This is a genomic window from Pectobacterium jejuense (genome assembly GCF_026800125.1).
Lineage (GTDB): Bacteria > Pseudomonadota > Gammaproteobacteria > Enterobacterales > Enterobacteriaceae > Pectobacterium > Pectobacterium jejuense.
The window spans coordinates 148,108-173,329 of record NZ_JAPQKX010000008.1 but is presented as its reverse complement, the minus strand read 5'-3'; the positions used below and the strand labels follow the sequence as shown (position 1 = coordinate 173,329).

The window sequence follows — 25,222 nt, the reverse complement described above, 5'->3', positions numbered from 1 at the left end:
AGCAACCTCGTTAATTTTTTGCGGCGCGTGCCGCCACAACACACCAGAAGTGAGATCTCATCGTTATGTACCATGTCGTTGCTTCCGATTTAGATGGCACACTGCTGTCACCTGACCACTCGCTGTCCCCCTATGCGAAAGAAACCCTCAGGCTGCTGACGGAAAAAGGGATTCACTTTGTGTTTGCTACCGGACGGCATCACATGGATGTCGCGCAGATCCGCGATAACCTCGGTATCAACGCGTTTATGATTACCTCGAATGGTGCACGCGTGCACAACTCGCAGGGCGAGCTGATTTTCAGCCACAACCTGGATCAGGATATAGCCCGCGACCTTTACAGCGTCGTACACAATAACCCCGATATGCTGACGCACGTTTACCGCGATGATGAGTGGTTTATGAACCGTCCGCGCGCGGAAGAAGAGCGTTTCTTCAAAGAGTCGATCTTTAAATACAAGCTGTTCGAACCTGCACTGCTCGAAACCGATGGCGTCAGCAAGGTGTTCTTTACCTGTGATTCCCATGAGCAGCTGTTACCGCTGGAAGAAGCGCTTAACGCGCGCTGGGGCGACCGCGTTAACGTGAGTTTTTCGACGCTTACCTGTCTGGAAGTCATGGCAGGCGGCGTGTCTAAAGGTCATGCGCTGGAGCAGGTGGCGAAGATTATCGGCTTCTCGCTCAAAGAGTGCGTGGCGTTTGGTGATGGCATGAACGACTACGAAATGCTGTCGATGGCGGGTAAAGGCTGTGTGATGCAGAACGCGCATCAGCGTCTGAAAGATATGCTGCCGGATCGCGAAGTGATTGGGTCTAACGCAGACAGCGCGGTGCCGAATTACCTGCGTGAACTGTTTCTGAAGTAATCGATATGATTGAGTCAGTGCATCATCGGGCACACCGTGCCCGATGGCAACGCTGAGTCTCAGCGCGGTTTTTTCAGGAAATCGACCGCTTTGTCGGGAAAGTCGGTGAATAAACCGTCAACATCCGCCTGATAGTAGAGGATATCGTAGAGCCGCTCGATATCGTTGGCGTACGCCGGTAGCCTGTCGGCCCTTGCCGTGAACGGATGAACCTGAAGTTTATGCTGGTGGGCTTCCTTTACCATGTCGGTAAAGGTGATGTTGCCAGGCGTCGATCCTTTCTGGACGAGCATGTGATAGTCCGGGCCGATACCGTCGGCATAGGTCGCAATCTGCTGCATAGCGCCGGGCTTTTGCATCCAGTCATAGTTGTAATTCACCCACGTCCCATCGGCCTGCTTCTCGTAGGTTTCGTGCCAGTTGGTATTGGCAATCAGCTGAATCAGGTTCAGATCCATCTTCATCTGCGGCTGCAATTCGGTTTTGATGCGCTTTAGCTCCGCGACGTCAAACGATTGCAGGAAGACCTTATCGCTCTTCTTCGTATAGCCATACTGCTTCAGCACGGTCAGCGTTTCGCGCGCGATGTCTTTCCCTTCCTGATGGTGAAACCACGGTGCTTTGATTTCGGGGTAGAGTCCGATGTTCTTGCCGGTTGAGTGGTTTAGACCTTGAATAAACTCAATTTCTTCCTGAAAGGTATGAATACGGAAGTCGGATTTCCACATCGGAAAACGGTTCGGGTAACTCTGTACCTGCTTGCCGTCTTTGATGTCGAACCCTTCGGTAAATTTCAGTGACTTGATTTCTTTCAAAGTGAAATCGATGGCGTAAAAGCGTCCATCTTTGCGGGCGCGCTGCGGAAAGCGTTCGGCTACGTCGGTCACGCGATCCAGATAGTGATCGTGCAGGACAATGAGCGCGTTATCTTTGGTGAGTACCAGATCCTGCTCCAGATAATCGGCACCCTGAGCGTAGGCCATCGCCTTTGCAGGAAGCGTATGCTCGGGCAGATAGCCGCTGGCACCGCGGTGGGCAATAACGATTTTTTCGGTTGAGGAAGCGAAAGTACTAAAGGAAACGGAGAGCGCGAGGGCGGAGAGTAGGGATGTTACGGTAACGTTCATGCGATCAAACCTCTTTCTGTTGAGAGAAAGGCGGCGTCATCAGGACGCCGCCAGAGGGATGCTTACAAGAGCGGGTTAGGCGCGATGGGCTAACTCTGCTTTATGCTTTTTCTCATTCAGCATAACAACAACCAGAAGAATTACAGCCAGAATACTGCCGCCGATCATCACCATGAAGCCGCCGTCCCAACCGAAGAAGTCAACGGTGTAGCCGACGATGGCGCTAGCGGCAACGGAACCGCCCAGGTAGCCGAACAGACCGGTGAAGCCCGCTGCGGTACCCGCTGCTTTTTTCGGTGCCAGTTCCAGTGCATGCAGACCAATCAGCATGACCGGGCCGTAAATCAGGAAGCCGATGACGATCATACAGGCCATGTCCACACCCGGGTTACCGGCTGGGTTCATCCAGTAAACGATGGTTGCTATTGTCACCAGCGTCATGAAGAACACGCCCGTTGCACCACGGTTGCCTTTGAAGACCTTATCGGACATCCAGCCGCACAGCAGCGTGCCCGGAATACCTGCGTATTCGTAGAAGAAATAGGCCCAGGAAGACTTATCCAGTGCGAAGTGTTTAACTTCCTTCAGGTAGGTCGGTGACCAATCGAGGATACCGTAACGCAGCAGGTAAACGAAGACGTTGGCGATTGCGATGTACCACAGCAGCTTGTTCGGGAAAACGTACTGCATGAAGATCTGCTTAGCCGTCAGTTCTTCTTCCGCTTTTTCATTGTAATCAACCGGATAATCGTTTTTGTACTCTTCAATTGGTGGCAGACCACAGGATTGCGGCGTGTCACGCATCAATGCAAAAGCGATCATGGCAATCAGAATGGCGGCGAAGGCCGGCATATAGAGTGCTGCTTTCCAGTCGTTGAACCAGGCCATACCCAGCAGGAACAGCAGAGGAGGAATACCACCGCCGACGTTGTGAGCACAGTTCCATACGGACACGATGCCACCACGTTCTTTCTGCGACCACCAGTGAACCATGGTACGTCCGCACGGCGGCCAACCCATGCCCTGGAACCACCCGCACAGGAACAGCAGGACGAACATAATCGCAATGCTGGAGGTTGCCCACGGCACGAAGCCCATGAACAGCATGACCGCACCTGACAGAATCAGACCCGCAGGCAGGAACACGCGTGGGTTAGAACGGTCAGATATCGACCCCATGATGAATTTGGAAAAGCCGTAGGCGATGGAAATGCCGGACAGTGCAAAGCCAAGATCGCCACGCGAGAAGCCCTGTTCAATCAGGTAAGGCATGGCGAGTGCGAAGTTTTTACGCACCAGATAGTAGGCGGCGTAGCCAAAAAAGATCCCCATGAAAATCTGCCAGCGCAGGCGGCGATAGAGCGGATCGACGTGTTCTTGCGACACGCGCGGCTGGTGGGCGGCGGGCCTAAAAATACTCAGCATAGAGATCTCCAATGCGAAAAAAAACGATAGCTTTTTTGTTCTATTACGAACGTTATTGTAAGGGGATAGCGTGCAAATGAGTGTGATTCATGACGCTGATGTTACACTTTTATGAAACTGTGACGATTTTTGCGCTCATGTTAACAGAATCGGAAAATTCCACAGTGCGCTTTTAGTGACCTAAATCACACTTATTGTTTTTAAACCCCGCTTTATTTTCGTTTAGTGTTCGTTTTTGCTCTTTATCAAACACTAACCCTTCTTTCTGTGTCCCAATAGCAACATGTATACCATCCGCCTGGAGCGAGAACATGATGCAAAATACGGGGAACTGGCGTGAAACTGACGTGGTTGTCATCGGCGGTGGTGCGACGGGAGCGGGAACGGCACGGGACTGTGCTCTGCGTGGACTGCGCTGCCTGCTGCTTGAACGTTATGATATTGCTACCGGAGCGACCGGCCGTAATCACGGCTTATTACACAGCGGCGCCCGCTATGCGGTAACCGATGGCGAGTCTGCCCGCGAATGTATTGAAGAAAACCAGATTCTCCGGCGGATTGCTCGCCACTGTATTGAACCTACCGACGGTCTGTTTATCACCTTGCCCGAAGACGATCTCGGCTGGCAGGCACAGTTTATTACCGCCTGCCAGCAGGCAGGGATTCGCGCGCAGGCGTTGGACCCGCAGGAAGCGTTACGACTGGAACCGGCAGCAAACCCGACGCTGATTGGCGCGGTGCGCGTGCCGGATGGTTCGGTCGATCCTTTTCGCCTGACGGCGGCCAACATGATTGATGCCTGCGAGCACGGCGCGGAAGTCTTGACCTATCACGAGGTTATCGGGCTGATTCGCAAGGGCGATCGTATTACCGGCGTGCGCGTTTTCGACCATAAAAAAGGTGTAGAAACAGAAATCTATGCACAGGTGGTAGTCAACGCGGGCGGTATTTGGGGACAACACATTGCGGAATATGCCGATCTGCGCGTGCGCATGTTCCCGGCAAAAGGTGCGCTGTTGATTCTTGGGCACCGCATCAACAACATGGTGATCAATCGCTGCCGTAAACCGGCGGATGCCGACATTCTGGTGCCGGGCGATACCATTTCGCTGATTGGCACCACCTCAACCCACATCGATTACGATCAAATCGACAATATGCTGGTGACGCCTGCCGAGGTGGAAACGCTGATGCGGGAAGGCTCGATGCTGGCCCCGATGTTGGCGAGCACGCGCATTCTGCGCGCCTATGCGGGTGTCCGACCGCTGGTTGCCAGCGATAGCGACCCGAGCGGCCGTAGCGTGAGCCGTGGCATTGTGCTGCTCGACCATGCCTGCCGCGACGGGCTGGAAGGGTTTATCACTATCACCGGCGGCAAGCTGATGACCTACCGCCTGATGGCGGAGTGGGTGACAGACGCCATCTGCAAAAAGCTGGGTCATGACGTGGCCTGCTCGACGGCACAGACGCCTCTGCCCGGTTCTGAATCGCTGGAGGAGGTGAAATCTGCGCCTCACGCCCTGTCTGCTTATCCTGCGGCAAAACCGCTCTCTGCGCCGCTGCGCGGTTCGGCGATTTATCGCCACGGTGAGCGTGCCGGAAGAATGCTGTCCGGTGAGCGTCTGGACCGCAGTCTGGTGTGCGAGTGTGAGGCGGTGACGGCGGGAGAAGTGCGCTACGCCGTGGAATCATTGCAGGTGAATAACCTGATTGATTTACGTCGGCGCACCCGCGTGGGTATGGGCACCTGTCAGGGTGAACTGTGCGCCTGTCGGGCGGCGGGTCTTCTGTGCCGTCTGGGCACCGCGACGCCAGAACAGTCGCTCACGCAGCTCAGCCAGTTTTTGAACGAACGCTGGAAAGGCATTCGCCCGATTGCGTGGGGCAATGCGCTGCGCGAAAGCGAGTTTACCATCTGGATTTATCAGGGATTGTGCGGCCTGTCGGCCAGCGACAGTCAGGAGGATCGTCATGCGCTATGACGTTGTGATTATCGGTGGCGGACTGGCGGGATTGACCTGCGGCATTCGCTTATCGGAGCAGGGGAAACGCTGCGCGATTGTCAGCGCGGGGCAGAATGCGCTGCATTTTTCTTCCGGCGCGCTGGATTTACTCTCCCATCTGCCTGACGGGCAGCCCGTGAGCCAGCCGCTCGATGCGCTGGATGAATTGGCGCGTCAGGCTCCTCATCATCCTTATTCCCGCATGGGCGCGGCGGCGGTTTCGGCACTGTTGCCACAGGTTGAAGCATTGCTGGAACGCAGCAATATCACCTTGCAGGGCAATCATCAGCAGAACCACTGGCGCATGACGCCGTTAGGTAAGTTTCGCGCCTGCTGGCTGAGTCCGGTCGATGGCGTAACGCGCGGTCTGCCGGATTCCCGCTTTGGCGACAATCCGCTGATTGCGGGAATCGAAGGCTTTCTGGATTTTCAGTCCCGTATTGTGGCCGGCACGCTGCAGGCGCAGGGGATCGCGGCACGCAGTGATGAACTCAAGCTGCCCGTGCTGGATAGGTTGCGTCAGAACCCCAGCGAATTCCGCGCGGTCAATATCGCCCGCGTGCTCGACCGACCGGAAAATCGTTCTGCGCTGGTGGAAGAGCTGTCGCTTCTGGCTAACGGGAACGATGCCATCATCATGCCCGCCTGTCTGGGATTGGACAGCCCTGAAATCATCAATGAACTCGCTGATGCGTTAGGTAAACCGGTGCTGCTGTTGCCGACATTGCCGCCGTCATTGCTCGGGTTACGCCTGCATCAGGCGCTGTCGCAGCGCTTTCGCCAACTGGGTGGCATGGTGATGCCGGGCGATCGCGCGGTGCGCGCCTCGCTGTCGCCGCAGGAGATTGCTGTCCATAGCCACCATCATCGCGATATTCCGCTGCGGGCGAAGCACGCGGTGCTGGCGAGCGGCAGCTTCTTCAGTAACGGGTTGGTGACGCAGTTTGATCGGGTGACCGAACCGGTCTTTGGGCTGGACGTTCGATTCGCTGACCAGCGCGAGGGCTGGAGCCAGCAGGATGTGTTTGCGCCGCAGCCTTATATGCAATTTGGCGCGATGGTCGATGAACATCTGCATCCGTACATTGGGGGTGAAACGGTCAACAACCTGTATGCGATTGGCGCGGTGCTGGAAGGCTTCGACCCGATTGTACAGGGATGTGGAGCCGGGGTTTCCTTGCTCAGCGCACTTCATGTTGCCGAACAGATTTTGAAGGAGGGCAACCCATGAGCCTGCTTAGCGATAACAGTTTTGAAGATTGCATCAAGTGTACTGTCTGTACCACGTACTGCCCGGTTTCTCGCGTGAACCCGCTTTATCCCGGCCCGAAACAGGCTGGGCCGGACGGCGAACGCCTGCGGCGTAAAGATCCGGCGCTGTATGATGATGCGCTGAAATACTGCACCAACTGCAAACGTTGTGAGGTCGCGTGCCCGTCGGATGTCAAAATTGGCGACATTATTCAGCGTGCAAAGGGGACGCACAGCACCCACAAGCCGACGCTACGCGATGCGATTCTGAGCCATACCGATCTCATGGGGTCGATTGCCACGCCGTTTGCGCCGCTGGTAAATACGGCGACCAGCCTGAAGCCGGTGCGCCACCTGCTGGATAAAGCGTTGAAAATCGACCATCGTCGCCAGTTGCCGAAATATTCATTCGGCACCTTCCGGCGCTGGTATCGCCAGCAGGCAGCAAAGCAGCAGGCTTATGATGAGCAGATCGCTTACTTTCACGGCTGTTATGTGAACTACAACCATCCACAGCTGGGTAAAGATCTGGTGCAGGTCTTCAATGCGATGGGCATTGGCGTCCAGTTGCTGAATAAAGAGAAGTGCTGCGGCGTGCCGCTGATCGCTAATGGCTTTCACGACAAGGCCAGAAAGCAGGCACACGCGAATATCAAATCGCTGGATGAGGCAATCAATCAGAAATCCCTGCCGGTGGTCGCGACGTCCTCCAGCTGTACGTTCACGCTGCGGGACGAATACCCACATCTGCTGGGCGTGGATAACGGCCATGTGCGCGACGGCGTCGAACTGGTGACGCGCCAGCTCTACCGCCTGCTGGAAGAAGAAGGGCGCACGCTGCCGCTGGGTAAATTGCCGCTGCGGGTGGCGTATCACACACCTTGCCACCTGGAACGAATGGGCTGGACGGCGTATACCCTGGCGCTGCTGCAACGCATTCCCGGTCTTGAACTGGTGATGCTGGATTCCCAGTGCTGCGGCATTGCGGGCACCTACGGCTTCAAGAAAGAGAATTACGCCACGTCGCAAGGTATTGGCGCACCGCTGTTCCAGCAGATTGAAGAGAGCGGGGTCGATATTGTGGTGACGGACTGCGAAACCTGTAAATGGCAGATTGAGATGTCGACCAGCAAACGGTGTGAACACCCGATCACCTTGTTGGCGAGGTCACTGGCGCAGCCAGAATAACAAACAGAAGGGGATCAAAACGGGCTGTTCCTCAGTCCGTATTGAGAATAAGAATTTATCGCAAAAAGCACTTTACAAGTGCGAATGATAATGATTATTATTGCTGTGCGTTCCGGGGAACGATGTCATGCGCCTGTGTTAATTACCTATGGTGTTCATGACGATCCGGCTTCCCTGTGAAGGCACGACATTGCTCACATTGCTTCCAGTATTATTTAGCCAGCTCGGGTGCTGGCTTTTTTTTTGCCTAATGACAAAGAAGGCGTGGTGGTTGCGCTGCAACGCTATGTTATGGCCAACAAGAGTGCATGTTGATGGTTTTCCCGCTCATCACGACTTCTTGCAAAAACGCCCACGTTTATCCGAACGATGGGGCATTGGAAGCAGAACCCAGCGTTGATTGTTACCAGTGCTTAATCAGTGAAGTCCCTATCTCTGCGATCTGCTTATTTCGTTCCTCTATGGTGGCCTGACTCCCCGTTAAGTAGATAATTACTATACGGGAAGGTTTACCATCTGGTCCCAGTGCAGCGATGATTCCGCGAGAACCACGTTCACCCGCGCCAGATTTATCCGCAATAAACCAGCCTGCCGGAAGTGCCGAACGCAAAAGTGGTCCTGCGACTTTATCCGCCTCCATCCAGTCCATTAATTGCTGCTGAGAGGCGACAGTAAGTATCTTTCCAGTTAATAGCTTATGCAGTGTTTCTGCCATCGCTTTAGGCGTCGTTGTGTCACGTTCGTCACCCGGTAAGGCTTCATTCAACGCTGTTTCCCAACGGTCGAGACGAGTAACATGATCACCTGTCTTGCGCAAAAAAATGGTTAACTCCTGCGGTCCCCCGATGGTTGACAGAAGTAAATTAGCCGCGGTGTTATCGCTCATGGTGATAGCCGCATCGCACAATTCTCCAACGGTCATACCATCCGTAAGATGCTTTTCAGTGACAGGCGAATATGTAACGAGGTCACTTTGATGGAAGTGTATGCGACGATCGAGCTGTTCTTTCCCAGAGTCAACACGTGATAATACCGCACTACATAGCAGTACTTTAAAAGTACTCATCATTGGAAAACGTTCTTCGGGGCGATAACCTTCCAAGATCATTCCGTTGGTGAGATCCAACTCAGTGTAACCCACCCGTGCCTTAAGCTTATTTTCAGCATCTTTTACGGTATCCAGCGTGTCGGGATGGGCAAACGCTGGCAAACAAAATGCAGCGAAGAAAGGAATAAGCGCTATACGGAAATGTTGCATATTAATACTTTCCCTTGGATTTTAGTTTTTGGAGTGAAAGACAAATCGAATGGAAGCGTAGAGAACGTTCGGTGTTCGGTATCACGTTATTCAGACACCCGTCAAAATAAATGGCTAACGGCGACAATGTCAAATTTCAGGTCTGGGTGGGTATTGTCCATTTTTCCTGTGCGTTCATGTGGTCTCAGGCTGACACGCGATGAATTTTTTGCCTTCCTTTTTTGCCCTTCACCCCGTTCTGATTTTTCGAACAGAGCGGTGAGTTTTTTGCGCTATCTTATTTATCGCCGCCCGTTACACTTTCCTTATCAAAAACGCGGGAGGAAATAACATGATCTATTTACGTCAAGCGCAAGATCGCGGACATGCGAATCACGGCTGGCTCGACAGCTGGCACACGTTCTCATTCGCCGATTATTACGATCCTGATTTCATGGGGTTTTCGGCACTGCGCGTTATTAATGAAGACTATATCGAAGGCGGTCAGGGCTTTGGCACGCATCCGCATAAAGATATGGAAATTCTGACCTATGTATTATCTGGTGCGGTTGAACATCAGGACAGCATGGGAAATAAAGAGCAGGTGCCAGCGGGCGAGTTCCAGATTATGAGTGCGGGCACGGGTATTCGTCACTCTGAATACAATGCCAGTAAAGATGAACAGCTGCACCTGTATCAAATCTGGATTATCCCGGAAAAAACCGGGTTGACGCCGCGCTACGAGCAGAAGCGCTTTGATGTACAGCAAGGGCGTCAGCTGGTGCTGTCTCCGGATGCGCGTGAAGGTTCGCTGAAAGTCTTTCAGGACATGACGCTGTGGCGCTGGGCGCTGAAAGCGAAGGAGCAATCGGTGTATCAGATTCAGGCTGACCGCCGCGTCTGGATTCAGGTGGTGCGCGGTACGGTAGAGATTAACGGCCAGAAAGCGGAAACCAGCGATGCGTTTGCCGTGTGGGACGAAACGGCGATCTCCGTACACGCCAGCGAGGACAGCGAAATCTTGCTGTTTGATCTGCCGCCAGTATAACGGCGAGTGAGAAAAGTGAATAAGCCCACGTAGGAAAGGACGCGGGCTTTTTATTTGTCACGGCCTGGCGTCATCATGCAGATTCTGCCCCTTTGCCTTTACTTTCTTTATGCTTTTTTTGTTAGACTTAGATTACTGTTTTTCAGGCATTTTAGTCGACGATGAAGAAAAAAAGACCCGTTCTCCAGGACGTTGCTGACCGTGTTGGAATTACCAAAATGACGGTAAGCCGTTATTTGCGTAATCCTGCTCAGGTATCCGCCGCGTTGCAGGAAAAGATCGCTATTGCATTGGATGAGCTGGGCTATATCCCCAACCTCGCGCCGAATATGCTCGCCAGCTCCACCAGCCGGGCGATTGGTGTGCTGCTGCCGTCATTAACCAATCAGGTTTTCGCCGAAGTCTTGCGCGGGATTGAACGCACGGCGGAAGCGCACGGCTACCAGACCATGCTGGCGCACTATGGCTATCATCCTGACAGAGAAGAACAGCGTCTGACGTCACTGCTGTCGTATCACATCGATGGGCTTATTCTGGCCGAACGTACCCACACGCCGCGAACGCGCCAGATGCTGGACGTTGCCGGCATTCCGGTCGTCGAGCTGATGGATTCCGTCTCGCCCTGTCTGGATATGGCCGTCGGGTTTGATAACGTTGAAGCTGCCCGGCAGATGACGTTGCGTATGGTCGCTCTGGGGCATCGTCATATCGTCTATCTCGGTGCGCGTCAGGATGAGCGTACGATTATGCGCAGCCAGGGCTACGAGCAAGCGATGTGGGAAAGCGGGCTCAAGAGCTATTGCGTGATGAGCGAGCGGGCGTCTTCCTATTCGCTCGGTGGCGAACTGCTGCGGCAGACGCAGGCGGAGTACCCACAGGTCGATAGCGTATTTTGTACCAATGACGACTTAGCCGTCGGTGCGATGTTCGAATGTCAGCGGCAGGGGCTGCGCGTGCCGGATGACATTGGCGTAGCCGGTTTCCACGGGCACGACATTGGTCAGGCGATGGTGCCGAAGCTGGCTAGCGTACTGACGCCGCGTGAACACATGGGACGCGTCGGCACCGAACAACTGCTGGCTCGTCTGCGGGGCGAGCCAGTTACGCAGGATAGGGTCGATGTCGGCTTTACCGTGCTGGACGGCGAAAGCCTCTAAGCCGCTGTGTTAGCCTACCGCGCGTAGTGCGTCAACGCAGCGCTGCACGACCTCTTCCCGGGTGCCGTCAATATCGACTTTCAGGACATCCGGCTCATCGCTACCTGGTTCTTCCAGCGCATCGAACTGGCTTTTCAGTAGGTCTGTCGGCATGAAGTGGCCTGCTCTGGCTTTATGACGTTCCAGAACCAGCTCAAAGCTGCCTTTCAAATAGATAAACACCATCTTTTCGTTGCCTTCGCGCAGGCGGTCGCGGTAACGCTTTTTCAGCGCGGAACAGACGATGATGCCGGTCTCGTTTTTGTGCGCCAGGCTGTAGGCAACATCGCTGAGTCGCTCCAGCCACGGTGCGCGATCGTCGTCATTCAACGGCGTACCGCTGGCCATTTTCTGGATATTCGCGCGCGGATGCAGATCGTCGCCATCAATAAATTTTGCCTGAATGGCGCGGCCAAGTTCAGCGCCAACTGAGGATTTTCCACTGCCTGATACGCCCATCAGAATAATGCTTCGACCTGACATAATTTGATCTCTATCTCAAAATGTAAATTAAATGGTGTTTGATAGTTCCTGATTTTAACATGTTACCCGTATCATGTTACCGGTATCAAATGATGATGTGATACACCTCACAAACAATCAGCCAATCCAGACCGGGTGCCCTAAAGAGATTATTAACGATGACAGAAATAACATCCGCCTATAGCGCCAGTGTGCTATTAACCATCGCCGCAGGTGCGGTCGCGCTGTTACTGGTACTGATTATGCGCTTCCGCGTCCACGCGTTTTTGGCGTTGACGTTGGTGAGCCTGATCACGGCGCTAGCGACGAAAACCCCTTTTGAGAAACTCGTTCCTACGCTGCTCAGCGGTTTCGGCAGTACGTTGGCATCTGTTGCCTTGCTGGTTGGTCTGGGGGCAATGATTGGTCGCCTGCTGGAAGTGACTGGTGGCGCAAATGTGCTGGCGGATACGCTAATCAATAAATTTGGTGAGAAACGTGCGCCTTTCGCGCTGGGTCTTGCCTCTCTGCTGTTCGGCTTCCCGATCTTTTTCGATGCTGGGCTGATCGTGATGCTGCCAATTATTTTCAGCGTGGCGAAACGTTTTGGCGGCTCAACGCTGACCTATGCATTCCCTGCTGCGGGCGCGTTTGCTGTTATGCACGCCTTGCTGCCGCCGCATCCCGGTCCGGTTGCGGCCAGTGAACTGCTGGGTGCCAACATTGGCCTGCTGGTACTGGTTGGTGCCGTGATTGCTTACCCTACCTGGTATCTGGGCGGTTATCTGTTCGGCCTGTGGGCAGGTAAGAAATTCCATTTGCCGTTGCCGTCTACCTTCCTGACCGATGTCAAAGCGGATGAGAAGCATACGCCGCCGGCGTTTGGCGTGGTGATGTGGGTGCTGTTGTTGCCTCTGATCCTGATTTTCCTCGATACCGGGTTGAATACCCTGACAGTAATGGGCGTTATCAGCGGTGATAGCGGTCTGGTGCAGTTCCTGCGTATGTTAGGAAAAACGCCGATTGCGCTGCTGATTACGGTCTTGTTCGCCATGATTATGTTCAGCGGCCAGCATAGCCGTCGACACCTTGAGAAGATCTGTGAAGGCGCGCTGGGGCCGGTTTGTTCGATTATTCTGGTCACCGGTGCGGGCGGGATGTTCGGTGGCGTTCTGCGTTCCAGCGGCATCGGCGATGCGCTGTCTGGCGCGCTGGCGGATACCGGTATGCCGGTGATTGTGGCGGCGTTTGTGGTGTCTGCTGCACTGCGTGTGGCGCAGGGTTCTGCAACCGTAGCACTGACGACCACGGCGGCGCTGATGGCACCGGCGGTGGCGGCGACCCCTGGTCTCAGCCAGTTCGATCTCTGCTTTATCGTGGTAGCGATTGCGGGCGGGGCGACCGTGCTGTCGCATGTGAACGACTCAGGCTTCTGGCTGGTTGGCCGTTTCCTCGAAATGGATGAGAAAACGACCCTGAAAACCTGGACGGTGATGGAAACGCTGCTCGGCAGTATCGCGTTCCTGATCGCGCTAGTGGGGAGTATTTTCCTCTGATGTGTTTAATCCCCCTCCTTATGGAGGGGCTTTTAGTCACATTTTTTATGCCGATTAAGAGACAGTTTCGTGCGCGATAATGTCGTTATTTTCATGCTACTTCGTAGCACGCGCCCGACATGGGGCGGCTCAAACGCCGCTCGCCCCATGACCCCCTGGCTTTTGGCTAAATTATGCCGCTAGCGGTGCCATCGGCGTTCATGACCACTTTTCGAGCCGACTGTGACGCGCTCCCGGCGCGGCACAGTCTTTCGCGGCGTCCCTGCCGCTCACTCGGTGGTCATGCCCACCGCTGCATAATTTTCACGCCAGATAACGTCAACCCCATAATAATTTGCGCATTTATGTATAAGATACAAGGGGCACCGGAGCGGCTATAACTTCATATAAGCACGCACGCCGTCGAGGAACATCTGCGTCGATAGCATCACCAGAATCAGGCCCATCAATTTCTCCAGCGCACTCACGCCCTTCTCACCAAGCAAACGCAAGAACACATCTGACATCAGCAGGATGATGAACGAAATCGTCCAGGCGATAAACAACGCCAGCGTCAGGTGAGGTAGCTGATTGGGGTACTGGTGAGACAGCAGCATCAGCGCCGCGAGGATTGACGGCCCCGCTACCAGTGGAATCGCCATGGGTACCAGAAACGGTTCCTCTCCGGCAGGCAGGCCGCTGCTGTTGCCTTCCTGCGAAGGGAAAATCATACGAATCGCGATGAGGAACAGCACGATACCGCCGGAAATCGACACGGTTTCGGTGCGCAGATTCAGGAACGCCAGAATGTGTTCACCGGCGAACAGGAAAATCAGCATCAGTCCGAGTGCGATCAGCATTTCACGGATCAACACCACACGTCGGCGTTTGGGGTCGAGGTGTTTGAGTACGGACATGAAAATCGGCAGATTGCCGAGTGGATCCATAATGAGCAACAGCAGCACTGTTGCGGAGATCATTTCTGTCATTTTGGTTTTTTACTCCCGAAACCTTGTTTCCTGACCTGGGTCATCTTTACGGGCTGACCAACGTGATTATCCTGCGTCAGGTTGATGATATTAGAATGACTGCTGAAAAAGGGCGTACTATCGAATAAATTCACTTGCGACTTTATGTACATTTTGTAAGGTTGAATGACACGATTATTTACAGGTTTACGACACGACGCGCGCGACCTCTGCGGAAGGTCACCGAGTCAGCAATCACTGAGCGCTATCGACGTTAGCCAGAATTCTTTTTGTTACCCCCAAAGCAGGACAGTTACCATGAAAAATGTTGGTTTTATTGGCTGGCGCGGTATGGTCGGCTCGGTTCTCATGCAGCGCATGGTGGAAGAACGCGACTTTGATGTGATTCACCCGGTATTCTTTTCGACTTCTCAGCACGGCGAACCTGCTCCGGCGTTGGGTGGTCATAAAGGCGTGTTGCAGGATGCTTATAATATCGATGCACTGCGCGCGCTGGACATCATCATTACCTGTCAGGGCGGCGATTATACCAATGAAGTTTACCCAAAGCTGCGTGAAAGTGGCTGGCAGGGTTACTGGATCGATGCCGCATCCTCGCTGCGTATGAAAGATGACGCGATTATTATTCTGGATCCGGTTAACCACGGTGTGATTCAGCAGGGTCTGGATAAAGGCATCAAAACCTTTGCCGGCGGTAACTGCACCGTCAGCCTGATGCTGATGTCATTGGGCGGCCTGTTTGCGAACAATCTGGTGGAGTGGGTTTCTGCCGCGACGTATCAGGCAGCTTCTGGCGGCGGTGCGCGTCACATGCGTGAACTGCTGGCTCAGATGGGGTCGTTGCACGGTGAAGTGGCGAAAGAGCTACAGGATCCGGCCTCTGCGATTCTGGATATCGAACGTAAAGTGACAGCGCTGACCCGTAGCGGTTCGCTGCCGACCGATAACTTCGGTGTGCCGTTGGCAGGTAGCCTGATTCCGTGGATCGACAAACAGCTGGATAACGGCCAGAGCCGTGAAGAGTGGAAAGGTCAGGCGGAAACCAACAAGATTCTTAGCACCAGCAGCGTCATTCCTGTTGACGGTCTGTGTGTACGTGTCGGCGCACTGCGCTGCCACAGCCAGGCGTTCACCATTAAACTGAAAAAAGACGTGGCGCTGCCGGAAATCGAACAACTGCTGGCAACCCACAACGACTGGGTGAAAGTGGTACCGAACGATCGCGATATCACCATGCGTGAGCTGACGCCTGCTGCGGTAACGGGCACGCTCTCCACGCCGGTGGGTCGTCTGCGTAAGCTGAACATGGGGCCGGAATACTTGTCCGCCTTCACGGTCGGCGATCAGCTGCTGTGGGGAGCCGCTGAACCGCTGCGCCGTATGCTGCGCATCCTGCTGTAGTTATCTTGATGTAGTTATATTGCTATAGTTCTCGTGCTTTTCTGGCGCAGCATCGGTTGGTGTTGCGCCATCTTTCTAAGATCGAATCCCTTCTGTTAGTCACGTCTTCGGCAATTTTTACTCGCTTATTTTATCTCTATCAGAGCTTGGTTTTGAGGGATTGCCGTATCGCGTTTATTGCTGAAATTAACTCCACATTGCTGTCGAATGACAGTAAATAAATCTATAATATTGGGTGTTAAGTGCGTTTATACGGGATAACTCACAATATGATAGATTTATCTATGAGTAAGTCTGACGAGATCGTCAAACTGCTCTGTGAGCGACTGCGTAAGGAGCGGTTATCACAGCAGATGACCCAGTCAGACGTGGCTGCTCGGTCAGGCGTTGGCGTCAACACCGTATCCAATCTGGAGTCTGGACGTAATGTCGGGTTTGAGAATGTGGTCAGAGTGGCGATGGTTCTTGGACGAGGCAATGAGCTAGCGACGCTGTTTATGCCAAAAATAGACAGCCTTGATGACTTGCTTCGCTACGAAAAAAACGCCACCCGCCAACGTATAAAAAGGAGTTCTAACGATGGTGAGTAAAGTTGACGTGTACTACGAGGGATGGGGGGAGCGCTGGCAATGGGGAACGCTGGTCTCTTCTACCGCGCTGACTGGTCGCCCACTGATTATGTTTGAGTACAGTGAGGAGGCCATGCGTCGTGGGCTAGAGTTGTCGTCCTTAAGATTGCCCCTGAAAGGACCAAAGCTATCCCGAGACTTTCCCTCACATCAACTGGGTTTGCCGGGACCTGTCTATGATTCGCTTCCTGACGGTTGGGGCATGTTACTGATGGATCGTCTGTTCAGGCTCCGTGGCCTCAATGCTGCGCGTATCGGTCCTTTGGAACGGCTGACCTATATCGGCAGCAATGCGATGGGAGCGATGTCGTTCGAACCTTCCCAGCCTGAAGCCGCTGCGGTGGTTGAGGATATTCCGCTTGCCCAACTGTCTGCAGAAGTTCAGGAAGTGCTAGAGGGAGAAGGCGGGGCGTTCCTACAAAGGCTATTGCAGATGGGGGGATCGCCTCAAGGAGCGAGGCCCAAAGCGCTGCTGTATCGTGACCCAGGAGCCAAAACATTTACGACATCTGCTGTATCGGATCTGGAGGCCTGGCTGTTTAAGTTTCCGGCAAGACAGGAACATCCAGAAGTTTGTGCTATCGAGGCGGTCTATGCGCAATGCCTGCGAGAATGTCATATCCACACGCCAGACACAGAATATTTTGAGTTGCCCAACGGACAGGCGGCGTTTGCCAGCAGGCGATTTGACCGACAAAATGGCTTACGTATCCCGATGCAAAGTCTGGCTGCTTTCACTGGGGCAAACTACCAGAGTCCTGGCTCGTTGGACTACACGAATTTTCTGCGCGCAACTCAGCTATGCACCAATGATGTAAGGGAAAAAGAGCTGGCCTTTGAACGGGTTGTCTTTAACGTTATTTTCAATAACCGGGACGATCATCCGAAGAATTTCGCTTATATCATGTCATCGACCGGTCAGTGGCAACTAGCACCAGCCTATGATGTCACCTACTGCGAAGGTCCGGGAGGATATCATCAAATGGACGTGATGGGAGAAGCATTAGAAATCTCTCGGAAATCGCTCCATAAACTCGGTGTGCAGGAAGCTGACCTGACATCCTCACAGGTGGATATCATCATAGAGAAATACGGCGAGGTCGCCGCCAGTTTCGCGAAGAGAGCTGCAGATAGCTTCCCTGGATGCATCACGCAGGATACGCTCCGTACTATTCAGGATCGTATCAACGACAATATTCGTTGCTTGCAGAAACGTTGACGTTATGGCGTGTTGCAGATTCATGCTGTGTTTAATCTGCAACATTCAATCCGCAACGCCTTTATCTCCCCATCACGCCACGCTATCCAACTGTTTCAATGCCTGACGGGGTGAGATCAGCGGGACGCGCACTTCGACCCGAGTGAATTTATCCGCTTCGCTGACTACCGTGATGCCATAGCGGTTGCCGTAGCGTGCTTTGATGCGGCGGTCGACCAGATTCATGCCTAGCCCATCGCCGCCGCTACGGGGCTGATAGGTGCCGGCGTTATCTTCCACTGACAGCTCCAGCGTGTTGGCGTGCAGGCGTCCGCTGATATGGATATGACCGCTTTCAATCATCTGTGAGATACCGTGCTTAATCGCATTTTCGACAATCGGTTGCAGGGAAAACGCGGGTAACCGTGCCTCACGCAGCGCTTCCGGCAGCGAAATGTCTACCGTCAGGTGATCGGCAAAGCGCGCCTTTTCGATTTCGAGATAGGCGTTAACGTGCTCCAGCTCGTCATTAAGCGACACTTCATCGTTGCTGCGCTTGAGGTTTTTACGGAAAAACGTCGATAGGGACAGCACCAGCTGGCGAGCGTGGTCGGGGTTGCGTCGTATCACAGCGGACAGCGTATTGAGCGCGTTAAACAGAAAATGCGGGTTGACCTGCGCGTGTAGCAGCTTGATTTCCGACTGGGCCAGCAGCTGTTTCTGCTGTTCAAAACGGCCCGTCAGAATCTGTGCGGAAAGCAGGTGCGCGATCCCTTCCCCGAGCGTACGGTTAATGCTGGAAAATAGCTTATTCTTGGGCTCATAAAGCTTGATCGTGCCGACAACGCGCTGATCTTCGCCACGCAGCGGGATCACCAGCGTGGAGCCGAGTTTGCAGTGTGATGAAACTGAACAGGTATAAGACACCTCGTTGCCGTCGGCGTACACCACCTGATTGTTGTCTATCGCTCGACGGGTGTGTGATGACGTGATAGGTGCACCGACATTGTGGTGGTCGTCGCCCAGTCCGATGAAGGCTAGCAGTTTGTCACGATCGGTAATGGCTACAGCACCCACGCCTAACTCTTCATACAAAATACGGGCGACACGCATACTGTTTTGTGGGTTGAATCCCTGACGCAGCGCCCCTTCGGCGCGGGCGGCGATTTGCAGCGCCTTGGCGGAAAACGCAGAGGTGTATTTTTCAAAAATGGCGCGTCTGTCGAGCAGGATGCGCATGAACATGGCAGCACCGATGGTGTTGGTGATCATCATCGGTAAGGCGATATCTCGAACCAATTCAACGGCATTATCAAACGGACGGGCGACCAGCAGGATAATCGCCATTTGCAGTATCTCCGCAACCAGCGCGGTCAGGCCGACGGCGAGGGGTTGAAACAGCAAATCGATGCGGTTGCGGCGTGCCAGATAGCGGTGTAACAGCCCGCCGAGCAGGCCTTCGGCAATCGTCGATAGCATACAGGCCAGCGCGGTCATACCGCCCATCGAATAGCGGTGTAATCCGCCCGTTAACCCGACGAGAAAGCCGACGGAAGGGCCGCCCAGCATGCCGCCGAGCACGGCGCCCGTTGCGCGGGTATTGGCAATAGAATCGTCTATATGCAGGCCGAAATAGGTTCCCATAATGCAAAACACGGAAAAAACCAGATAGCAGACCAGCTTGTGCGGCAGACGGATGGTGACCTGCATCAGCGGGATAAACAGCGGTGTTTTACTGAGCAGATAGGCGATAACCAGATAAACGCACATCTGCTGTAAAAGGGAAAGAATCAGATCAACCTGGCTAACCATGGGCGGGGTCTCTTCACGCACAATTTGCAACATACATAATCGCCAAATTGTACTGCTTTTTGCTCGCGGACGAATCGATCTTTAAACAAAAGATGCTAATTATCCCGTGTCATAACTTATTCATATAAATATAAACGGAAAAATTTCATCCGTTCTCGGATATTTCTGCGTTCTTTGACTACGCTGAATTAGGGGGCGTGGTTCAAGAACTCTTTCATAGTATTCATTATTTTTACACGTCGCCGTTATTCATTAGCAAGCTAATAACCCGTTATTTTTATTGGTTTTTTGTTAAAAATAAGTAACGGGAGAATATAAGCGCAACGTAATGCGTTTTTTATATTACTTATTTATTTAATTCAAATGGTTAATCAGAGGATGGATACCATGTCAGCGTTTTCTGAGGCGATTAATTCACTTATTTCCGGGCACTATGCCGACCCGTTTTCGCTGTTAGGTATGCATCATTCCTCCAAAGGTCTTGAAGTTCGTGCACTGCTGCCGGATGCGCAGGCAGTCTGGGTTGTGGATGCCAGCAATGGACGAAAAATTGTCGAACTGGATCGTGTAGACGAACGCGGTTTTTTTTGTGGCCTGGTGCCGCGCCGGAAAAATGCCTTCCGTTATCAACTGGCCGTGACCTGGGGTGAAGAAACCTGGGTGATTGAAGATCCTTACCGTTTTGGCCCGCTGTTGCAGGATATGGACATTTGGCTTTTGGCTGAAGGCACGCACCTGCGGCCTTACGAGCGGCTAGGCGCACATCTGGAAACGCTGGACGGTGTTGAAGGCACGCGCTTTGCCGTCTGGGCACCGAATGCTCAGCGCGTTTCAGTGGTGGGGCAGTTCAACTTCTGGGATGGCCGACGTCACCCGATGCGGCTGCGACAGGAAAACGGTATTTGGGAATTGTTTCTACCCGATGTGAAAGCGGGACAGCTCTACAAATACGAAATGTTCGACAGCCACGGGAACGTCCGGTTGAAGGCCGATCCGTATGCGTTTGAAGCGCAGATGCGCCCGGATACCGCATCGCTGATTACGCCGCTGCCTGAGAAAGTCCCGACCAGCGATGCCCGGCGTGAGGCGAACGGCCTGCGTTCACCGATCTCCATTTATGAAGTTCATCTCGGTTCCTGGCGGCGGCATACGGATAACAATTTCTGGCTGAGCTATCAGGAATTGGCGAATCAACTGATTGATTATGTGCAGTACATGGGCTTCACGCACGTGGAGCTGATGCCGATTAACGAGCATCCGTTCGATGGTAGCTGGGGCTATCAGCCGCTGGGGCTGTATGCGCCAACGCGCCGTTTCGGCACCGCGTCGGAGTTCAGAGCCTTTGTTGATGCGCTCCATGACGCGGGCATTAACGTCCTGCTGGACTGGGTGCCGGGGCATTTTCCCGGTGACGAATACGGTTTGGCGCAGTTTGACGGCACCGCGCTGTATGAATACGCCGATCCGCGCGAAGGCTATCATCAGGACTGGAACACACTGATTTATAACTATGGCCGCCATGAAGTGCGTAACTATCTGGCGGGCAATGCGCTGTTCTGGATGGAGCGCTATGGCATCGACGGCCTGCGGGTCGACGCCGTGGCTTCCATGATTTACCGCGACTACAGCCGCAGCGAAGGGCAGTGGGTGCCGAACCATTACGGCGGTAAAGAGAATCTCGAAGCTATCTCGTTTCTGCGCTACACCAACCACATGCTGGGTCATGCCGCGCCCGCGGCGATCACGCTGGCTGAAGAGTCCACCGATTATCCGGGCGTCACGCTGCCGCCGGATTGCAACGGTTTAGGGTTTCACTACAAGTGGAATATGGGCTGGATGCACGACACGCTGGCCTATATGCAGCTCGATCCGGTTCACCGCAAATATCATCACGATTTGCTGACATTCGGCATGTTGTACGCCTATAGCGAGAATTTCGTGCTGCCGCTGTCTCACGATGAAGTGGTGCACGGCAAGCACTCGCTGCTGGATCGCATGCCCGGCGATGTCTGGCAGAAATTTGCCAATTTACGCGCTTATTACGGCTTTATGTGGGCGTATCCCGGCAAGAAGCTGCTGTTTATGGGCGGCGAATTTGCGCAAGGGCGTGAGTGGAACCACGACGCCAGTCTGGACTGGCATCTGCTGGATGAACCGGAAGGCTGGCACCGCGGCGTGCAGACACTGGTGCGCGATCTCAACCACTACTATCGCCAGCAGCCATCGCTGTATCAGCTGGATTTCCAGCCGCAGGGCTTTGAATGGCTGGTGGTGGATGATCGGGAAAACTCGGTTTTTGCCTTTGTCCGGCGTGATGAGCAAGGCAATGAAGTGCTGGTGGTCAGCAACTTCACGCCAGTGCCGCGTTACGGCTATCGGATCGGCATCAACCAGCCGGGCGGCTGGCGAGAAGCGATCAACACGGATTCGGTTCACTACAACGGTAGCGATGCGGGCAATATCGGGACGATTTACAGCGAGGAACAGGCCAGCCACCAGCGCCAGCATTCTCTGGTTCTGACCATTCCGCCGCTTGCCACGCTGTATCTGGTGAAGGAGACGTAAATGGCAGAATTGCAGACGGGCAAGCCGACGCCGCTGGGAGCCAGTTTTGATGGACAGGGCGTGAATTTCGCCCTGTTTTCGGCAGATGCAGAGCGGGTTGAGCTGTGCGTGTTTGACGAACGTCAGCAGGAACAGCGCATCGAACTGACCGCACGCAGCGGAGATATCTGGCATGGCTATCTCCCCGATGCACAGCCGGGGCTACGCTACGGTTTCCGGGTCGATGGGCCGTTTGAACCGTCGCAGGGTTTGCGCTTCAATCCGCATAAACTGCTGTTGGATCCGTGCGCGCGCCAGCTTGACGGCTGGGTGGTGGATGACGTTTGCCTGCAAGGCGGGATTGATCAACGTGATGAGCGCGATAGCGCTGGCATCATGGCGAAGTGCGTCGTTACGGCTGAGGATTACGACTGGCAGGATGACCAGCATCCGCACACGCCCTGGAATCAGACGGTGATTTATGAGGCACATGTCCGTGGGCTGACGCAACTGCATCCCGATATCCCCGAAGACATTCGCGGTAGCTATGCGGCGTTAGGCCATCCGGTGATGATTGGCTATCTGACGTCGCTGGGCATCACGGCGCTGGAGCTGCTTCCGGTGCAGCAGCATGCCGATGAACCCCGGCTTCAGCAACTGGGGCTGCGTAATTACTGGGGCTATAACGTGCTGCTGCCGTTTGCCGTAGATAACAGCCTGGCCGCGGGTGACGATGCGCTGAATGAATTTCGCGATGCGGTGAAGGCGCTGCACAACGCGGGTATCGAGGTCATTCTGGATGTGGTGTTTAACCACAGCGCCGAGCTGGACGTCGAAGGGCCAACGCTGTGCCAGCGCGGTATCGACAACCGTAGCTACTACTGGCTGACTGAAAACGGCGAATACCATAACTGGACCGGCTGCGGCAATGTGCTGCGCCTGAATCATCCGGCGGTGATGGATTGGGTGATGGACTGCCTGCGCTTCTGGCGCGAGGTCTGCCACGTTGATGGTTTCCGCTTCGATCTGGCAACGGTGCTGGGGCGTACCCCGGATTTTCACGCCGATGCGCCGCTGCTGTCTGCCATGAAAAATGATAGCCGCTTACAGGGCTGCAAGCTGATCGCCGAGCCGTGGGACATCGGGCATGGCGGTTATCAGCTCGGTCAATTCCCGACACCGTTTGCTGAGTGGAGCGACCGCTACCGTGACGATATGCGCCGCTTTTGGCTGCATGGTGACATTTCTCTTGGCGCATTCGCCCGCCGTTTTGCTGCCTCCAGCGACATCTTCCAGCAGCGCGACCGCCTACCTTACGCCTCTATCAACAAACTGACGGCCCATGACGGCTTTACGCTGCGCGATCTGGTGAGTTTCAACCATAAGCACAATGACGCCAACGGCGAGGGCAACCGCGACGGCACAGGTAGCAATTTCAGCAATAACCACGGCACGGAAGGGCTGGAAGCCGATGACGACATCCTTCAACGCCGACTAGCCAGCCAGAAGGCGCTGCTGACGACGCTGATTCTGTCGCAGGGAACGCCAATGCTGCTGGCGGGCGATGAACTGGGACACAGCCAGCAGGGCAACAACAACGCCTACTGTCAGGACAACGAATTGACCTGGCTGCACTGGGAAAATGCGAATAGCACACTGCGTGAGTTTGTCGCCGGATTGATCCAGTTACGCCGCACGATTCCGGCATTACAGCAGGAAACGTGGTGGCAAGAAGGGGATGGAGCGGTGCAGTGGCTGAACCGAGAAGGGCAGCCTTTGACGCCGCAGCAATGGGAGCAAGGGGAGCATCAGCTACAGATTTTACTTTCCGGTCGTTGGCTCGTGTTGTTTAACGCCAGCCTGCATGCCGGTGCGTTCATTTTGCCAGAAGGCCACTGGCAGGTTTCACCGCCGTTTGATGAGACGAATCCGCCTGAGGGTGGAGTTTGGCACGGACAAGCGCAGGCGGTAGGCGTCTTGATAAAACAGACCGCCTAAGCGCAAGCCATTAAAAGAATAATCAGGAGATAGCCATGGTGAATAACGACAAGCATGACCCTCTGATGTTGGCAAGACAGCTCCCTTTGAAATCCGTGGCATTAATTTTGGCCGGAGGCCGTGGAACGCGACTGAAAGGGCTGACGGCGTTGCGTGCCAAGCCCGCCGTCCATTTTGGCGGCAAATTTCGCATTATTGATTTCGCGCTCTCTAACTGCCTGAATTCCGGCATCCGCCGTATTGGCGTGATTACGCAATACCAGTCGCATACGCTGGTGCAGCACATTCAGCGCGGCTGGTCATTTCTGAACGCAGAAATGAACGAATTTGTCGATTTGCTTCCTGCGCAGCAGCGCCATTCTACCGATCACTGGTATCGGGGAACGGCGGATGCGGTTTGTCAGAATCTCGACATTATTCGGCGCTATCGTGCGGAGTATGTAGTGATCCTCGCGGGCGATCACATCTACAAGATGGACTACTCACGTATGTTGATTGATCACGTGGAGAAGGGGGCAGAATGTACCGTCGCCTGCCTGCCCGTGCCGATAGAAGAAGCCAGCGCCTTTGGCGTCATGAGCGTCGACAAACAGCATCGCATCCTCGATTTTGCCGAAAAACCGGATAACCCGACGCCGATGCCGGATAACCCCGATATGGCGCTCGCGAGCATGGGGATCTATGTTTTTAATGCGGACTATCTTTATCAATTACTGGAAGCGGATCGTAACGCGACGGATTCTGCCCACGACTTTGGGCAGGACCTGATTCCGAAGATTGTCTCGCAGCGTCTGGCCTGGGCGCATCCTTTTACGCTGTCGTGCGTCACGTCGGGCGAAGATGAACACCAGTATTGGCGGGATGTCGGCACGCTGGAAGCCTACTGGCGCGCCAATCTCGATTTGGCGTCCGTTACGCCGGAACTGGATGTGTACGATCGGCACTGGCCGATTCGTTCCGCGATTGAATCGCTGCCGCCCGCCAAATTTGTTCAGGACCGTTCCGGCAGTCATGGCATGACGATGAACTCGCTGGTATCCGGGGGCTGCATCGTCTCCGGTTCTGTGGTCACGCATTCCGTGCTGTTCCCGCGCGTGCGGGTGAATTCGTTTTGCAGTATCGATTCGACGGTGATCCTGCCGGATGTCAACGTGGGGCGCTCCTGCCGTTTACGCCGTTGTGTCATCGATCGTGCCTGCCACTTGCCGGAAGGCATGGTGATTGGTGAAAACGCGGAAGAGGATAGCCGTCGTTTTTACCGTTCAGAAGAGGGGATCGTGCTGGTCACGCGATCAATGTTGGAAAAGCTGTAA

19 protein-coding genes are annotated in these 25,222 nt (G+C 54.3%); 13 read left to right on the top strand and 6 right to left on the bottom strand.

Translation table 11 applies throughout. The features are described from left to right. Nucleotides 1-65: 65 nt before the first annotated feature. A complete protein-coding gene (yigL, locus tag NXT09_RS15950) occupies nt 66-866 on the top strand; it encodes a sugar/pyridoxal phosphate phosphatase YigL (protein ID WP_039486735.1) in 801 nt (266 codons plus the stop codon). A gap of 59 nt (nt 867-925) precedes the next feature. On the opposite strand, the gene glpQ is transcribed toward yigL, so the two are convergent. Together glpQ and glpT are read right to left on the bottom strand one after the other, a co-directional pair. Further along, a complete protein-coding gene (glpQ, locus tag NXT09_RS15945) occupies nt 926-1,993 on the bottom strand; it encodes a glycerophosphodiester phosphodiesterase (RefSeq protein WP_268580329.1) in 1,068 nt (355 codons plus the stop codon). A gap of 75 nt (nt 1,994-2,068) precedes the next feature. Beyond that, on the bottom strand, nt 2,069-3,418 hold the full coding sequence (gene glpT, locus NXT09_RS15940) for a glycerol-3-phosphate transporter (protein ID WP_240583976.1): 1,350 nt from the start codon (nt 3,416-3,418) through the stop codon (nt 2,069-2,071). Between the two features lie 311 nt (nt 3,419-3,729). Between glpT and glpA the strand changes: the two genes are divergently transcribed. The 3 genes from glpA to glpC are packed head-to-tail and all read left to right on the top strand — an operon-like array spanning nt 3,730 to nt 7,860. Continuing rightward, the gene (gene glpA, locus NXT09_RS15935) at nt 3,730-5,400 is read left to right on the top strand and encodes an anaerobic glycerol-3-phosphate dehydrogenase subunit A (protein WP_370690961.1); all 1,671 of its coding nucleotides are present in this window, start codon (nt 3,730-3,732) and stop codon (nt 5,398-5,400) included. Continuing rightward, on the top strand, nt 5,390-6,652 hold the full coding sequence (glpB, locus tag NXT09_RS15930) for a glycerol-3-phosphate dehydrogenase subunit GlpB (RefSeq protein WP_268580327.1): 1,263 nt from the start codon (nt 5,390-5,392) through the stop codon (nt 6,650-6,652). Before glpA ends, glpB begins: the two co-directional genes overlap by 11 nt. After that, nucleotides 6,649-7,860, top strand: coding sequence for an anaerobic glycerol-3-phosphate dehydrogenase subunit GlpC (gene glpC, locus NXT09_RS15925; RefSeq protein ID WP_127157853.1), 1,212 nt, complete (start codon nt 6,649-6,651; stop codon nt 7,858-7,860). Before glpB ends, glpC begins: the two co-directional genes overlap by 4 nt. A 403-nt stretch (nt 7,861-8,263) precedes the next feature. Here the strand turns inward: glpC and bla are convergent, their stop codons facing one another. Then, nucleotides 8,264-9,118, bottom strand: a complete 855-nt coding sequence (gene bla / locus NXT09_RS15920) for a class A beta-lactamase (RefSeq protein WP_240346492.1) — start codon at nt 9,116-9,118, stop codon at nt 8,264-8,266. A gap of 331 nt (nt 9,119-9,449) precedes the next feature. On the opposite strand from bla, the gene NXT09_RS15915 reads away from it, so the two are divergent. Together NXT09_RS15915 and gntR are read left to right on the top strand one after the other, a co-directional pair. Beyond that, nucleotides 9,450-10,145, top strand: a complete 696-nt coding sequence (locus NXT09_RS15915) for a pirin family protein (RefSeq protein WP_268580322.1) — start codon at nt 9,450-9,452, stop codon at nt 10,143-10,145. Nucleotides 10,146-10,306: 161 nt separating this feature from the next. Then, on the top strand, nt 10,307-11,302 hold the full coding sequence (gntR, locus tag NXT09_RS15910; RefSeq protein ID WP_205552175.1) for a gluconate operon transcriptional repressor GntR: 996 nt from the start codon (nt 10,307-10,309) through the stop codon (nt 11,300-11,302). A 9-nt stretch (nt 11,303-11,311) separates the two neighbouring features. On the opposite strand, the gene NXT09_RS15905 is transcribed toward gntR, so the two are convergent. Beyond that, nucleotides 11,312-11,824: a gluconokinase gene (locus NXT09_RS15905; RefSeq protein ID WP_205552173.1), complete on the bottom strand. Its 513-nt coding sequence runs from the start codon at nt 11,822-11,824 to the stop codon at nt 11,312-11,314. A gap of 158 nt (nt 11,825-11,982) precedes the next feature. Here NXT09_RS15905 and NXT09_RS15900 point away from each other — a divergent pair, with 158 nt between their 5' ends. Continuing rightward, complete coding sequence (locus NXT09_RS15900; RefSeq protein ID WP_268580319.1) at nt 11,983-13,359, top strand: GntP family permease; 1,377 nt, start codon at nt 11,983-11,985, stop codon at nt 13,357-13,359. 374 nt (nt 13,360-13,733) lie between these two features. Here NXT09_RS15900 and NXT09_RS15895 read toward each other — a convergent pair whose 3' ends face one another. After that, a complete protein-coding gene (locus NXT09_RS15895; protein WP_010277887.1) occupies nt 13,734-14,327 on the bottom strand; it encodes a YhgN family NAAT transporter in 594 nt (197 codons plus the stop codon). Nucleotides 14,328-14,624: 297 nt separating this feature from the next. On the opposite strand from NXT09_RS15895, the gene asd reads away from it, so the two are divergent. The 3 genes from asd (at nt 14,625) to NXT09_RS15880 (ending at nt 17,576) form a co-directional block, all read left to right on the top strand. Then, nucleotides 14,625-15,728 carry an aspartate-semialdehyde dehydrogenase gene (gene asd / locus NXT09_RS15890; RefSeq protein WP_039277647.1) on the top strand — a complete coding sequence of 368 codons (1,104 nt, stop codon included), beginning with the start codon at nt 14,625-14,627 and terminating at the stop codon, nt 15,726-15,728. Between the two features lie 269 nt (nt 15,729-15,997). Further along, nucleotides 15,998-16,318 carry a helix-turn-helix domain-containing protein gene (locus tag NXT09_RS15885; protein ID WP_205552169.1) on the top strand — a complete coding sequence of 107 codons (321 nt, stop codon included), beginning with the start codon at nt 15,998-16,000 and terminating at the stop codon, nt 16,316-16,318. Continuing rightward, a complete protein-coding gene (locus NXT09_RS15880; protein ID WP_268580314.1) occupies nt 16,308-17,576 on the top strand; it encodes a type II toxin-antitoxin system HipA family toxin in 1,269 nt (422 codons plus the stop codon). The genes NXT09_RS15885 and NXT09_RS15880 overlap by 11 nt, the downstream gene beginning before the upstream one ends. Nucleotides 17,577-17,648: 72 nt before the next feature. Here the strand turns inward: NXT09_RS15880 and NXT09_RS15875 are convergent, their stop codons facing one another. Further along, entirely contained in the window at nt 17,649-19,367 is a 1,719-nt protein-coding gene (locus NXT09_RS15875) for a sensor histidine kinase (RefSeq protein ID WP_205552166.1), read from the bottom strand. 387 nt (nt 19,368-19,754) lie between these two features. Here NXT09_RS15875 and glgB point away from each other — a divergent pair, with 387 nt between their 5' ends. From glgB to glgC, 3 genes are read left to right on the top strand one after another with little or no spacing between them, the layout of a single operon-like run. Continuing rightward, the gene (gene glgB, locus NXT09_RS15870) at nt 19,755-21,932 is read left to right on the top strand and encodes a 1,4-alpha-glucan branching enzyme (protein WP_268580312.1); all 2,178 of its coding nucleotides are present in this window, start codon (nt 19,755-19,757) and stop codon (nt 21,930-21,932) included. Further along, nucleotides 21,933-23,909: a glycogen debranching protein GlgX gene (gene glgX, locus NXT09_RS15865; protein WP_268580310.1), complete on the top strand. Its 1,977-nt coding sequence runs from the start codon at nt 21,933-21,935 to the stop codon at nt 23,907-23,909. It abuts the gene before it with no gap. A gap of 35 nt (nt 23,910-23,944) precedes the next feature. Then, a complete protein-coding gene (gene glgC, locus NXT09_RS15860) occupies nt 23,945-25,222 on the top strand; it encodes a glucose-1-phosphate adenylyltransferase (RefSeq protein WP_039498123.1) in 1,278 nt (425 codons plus the stop codon).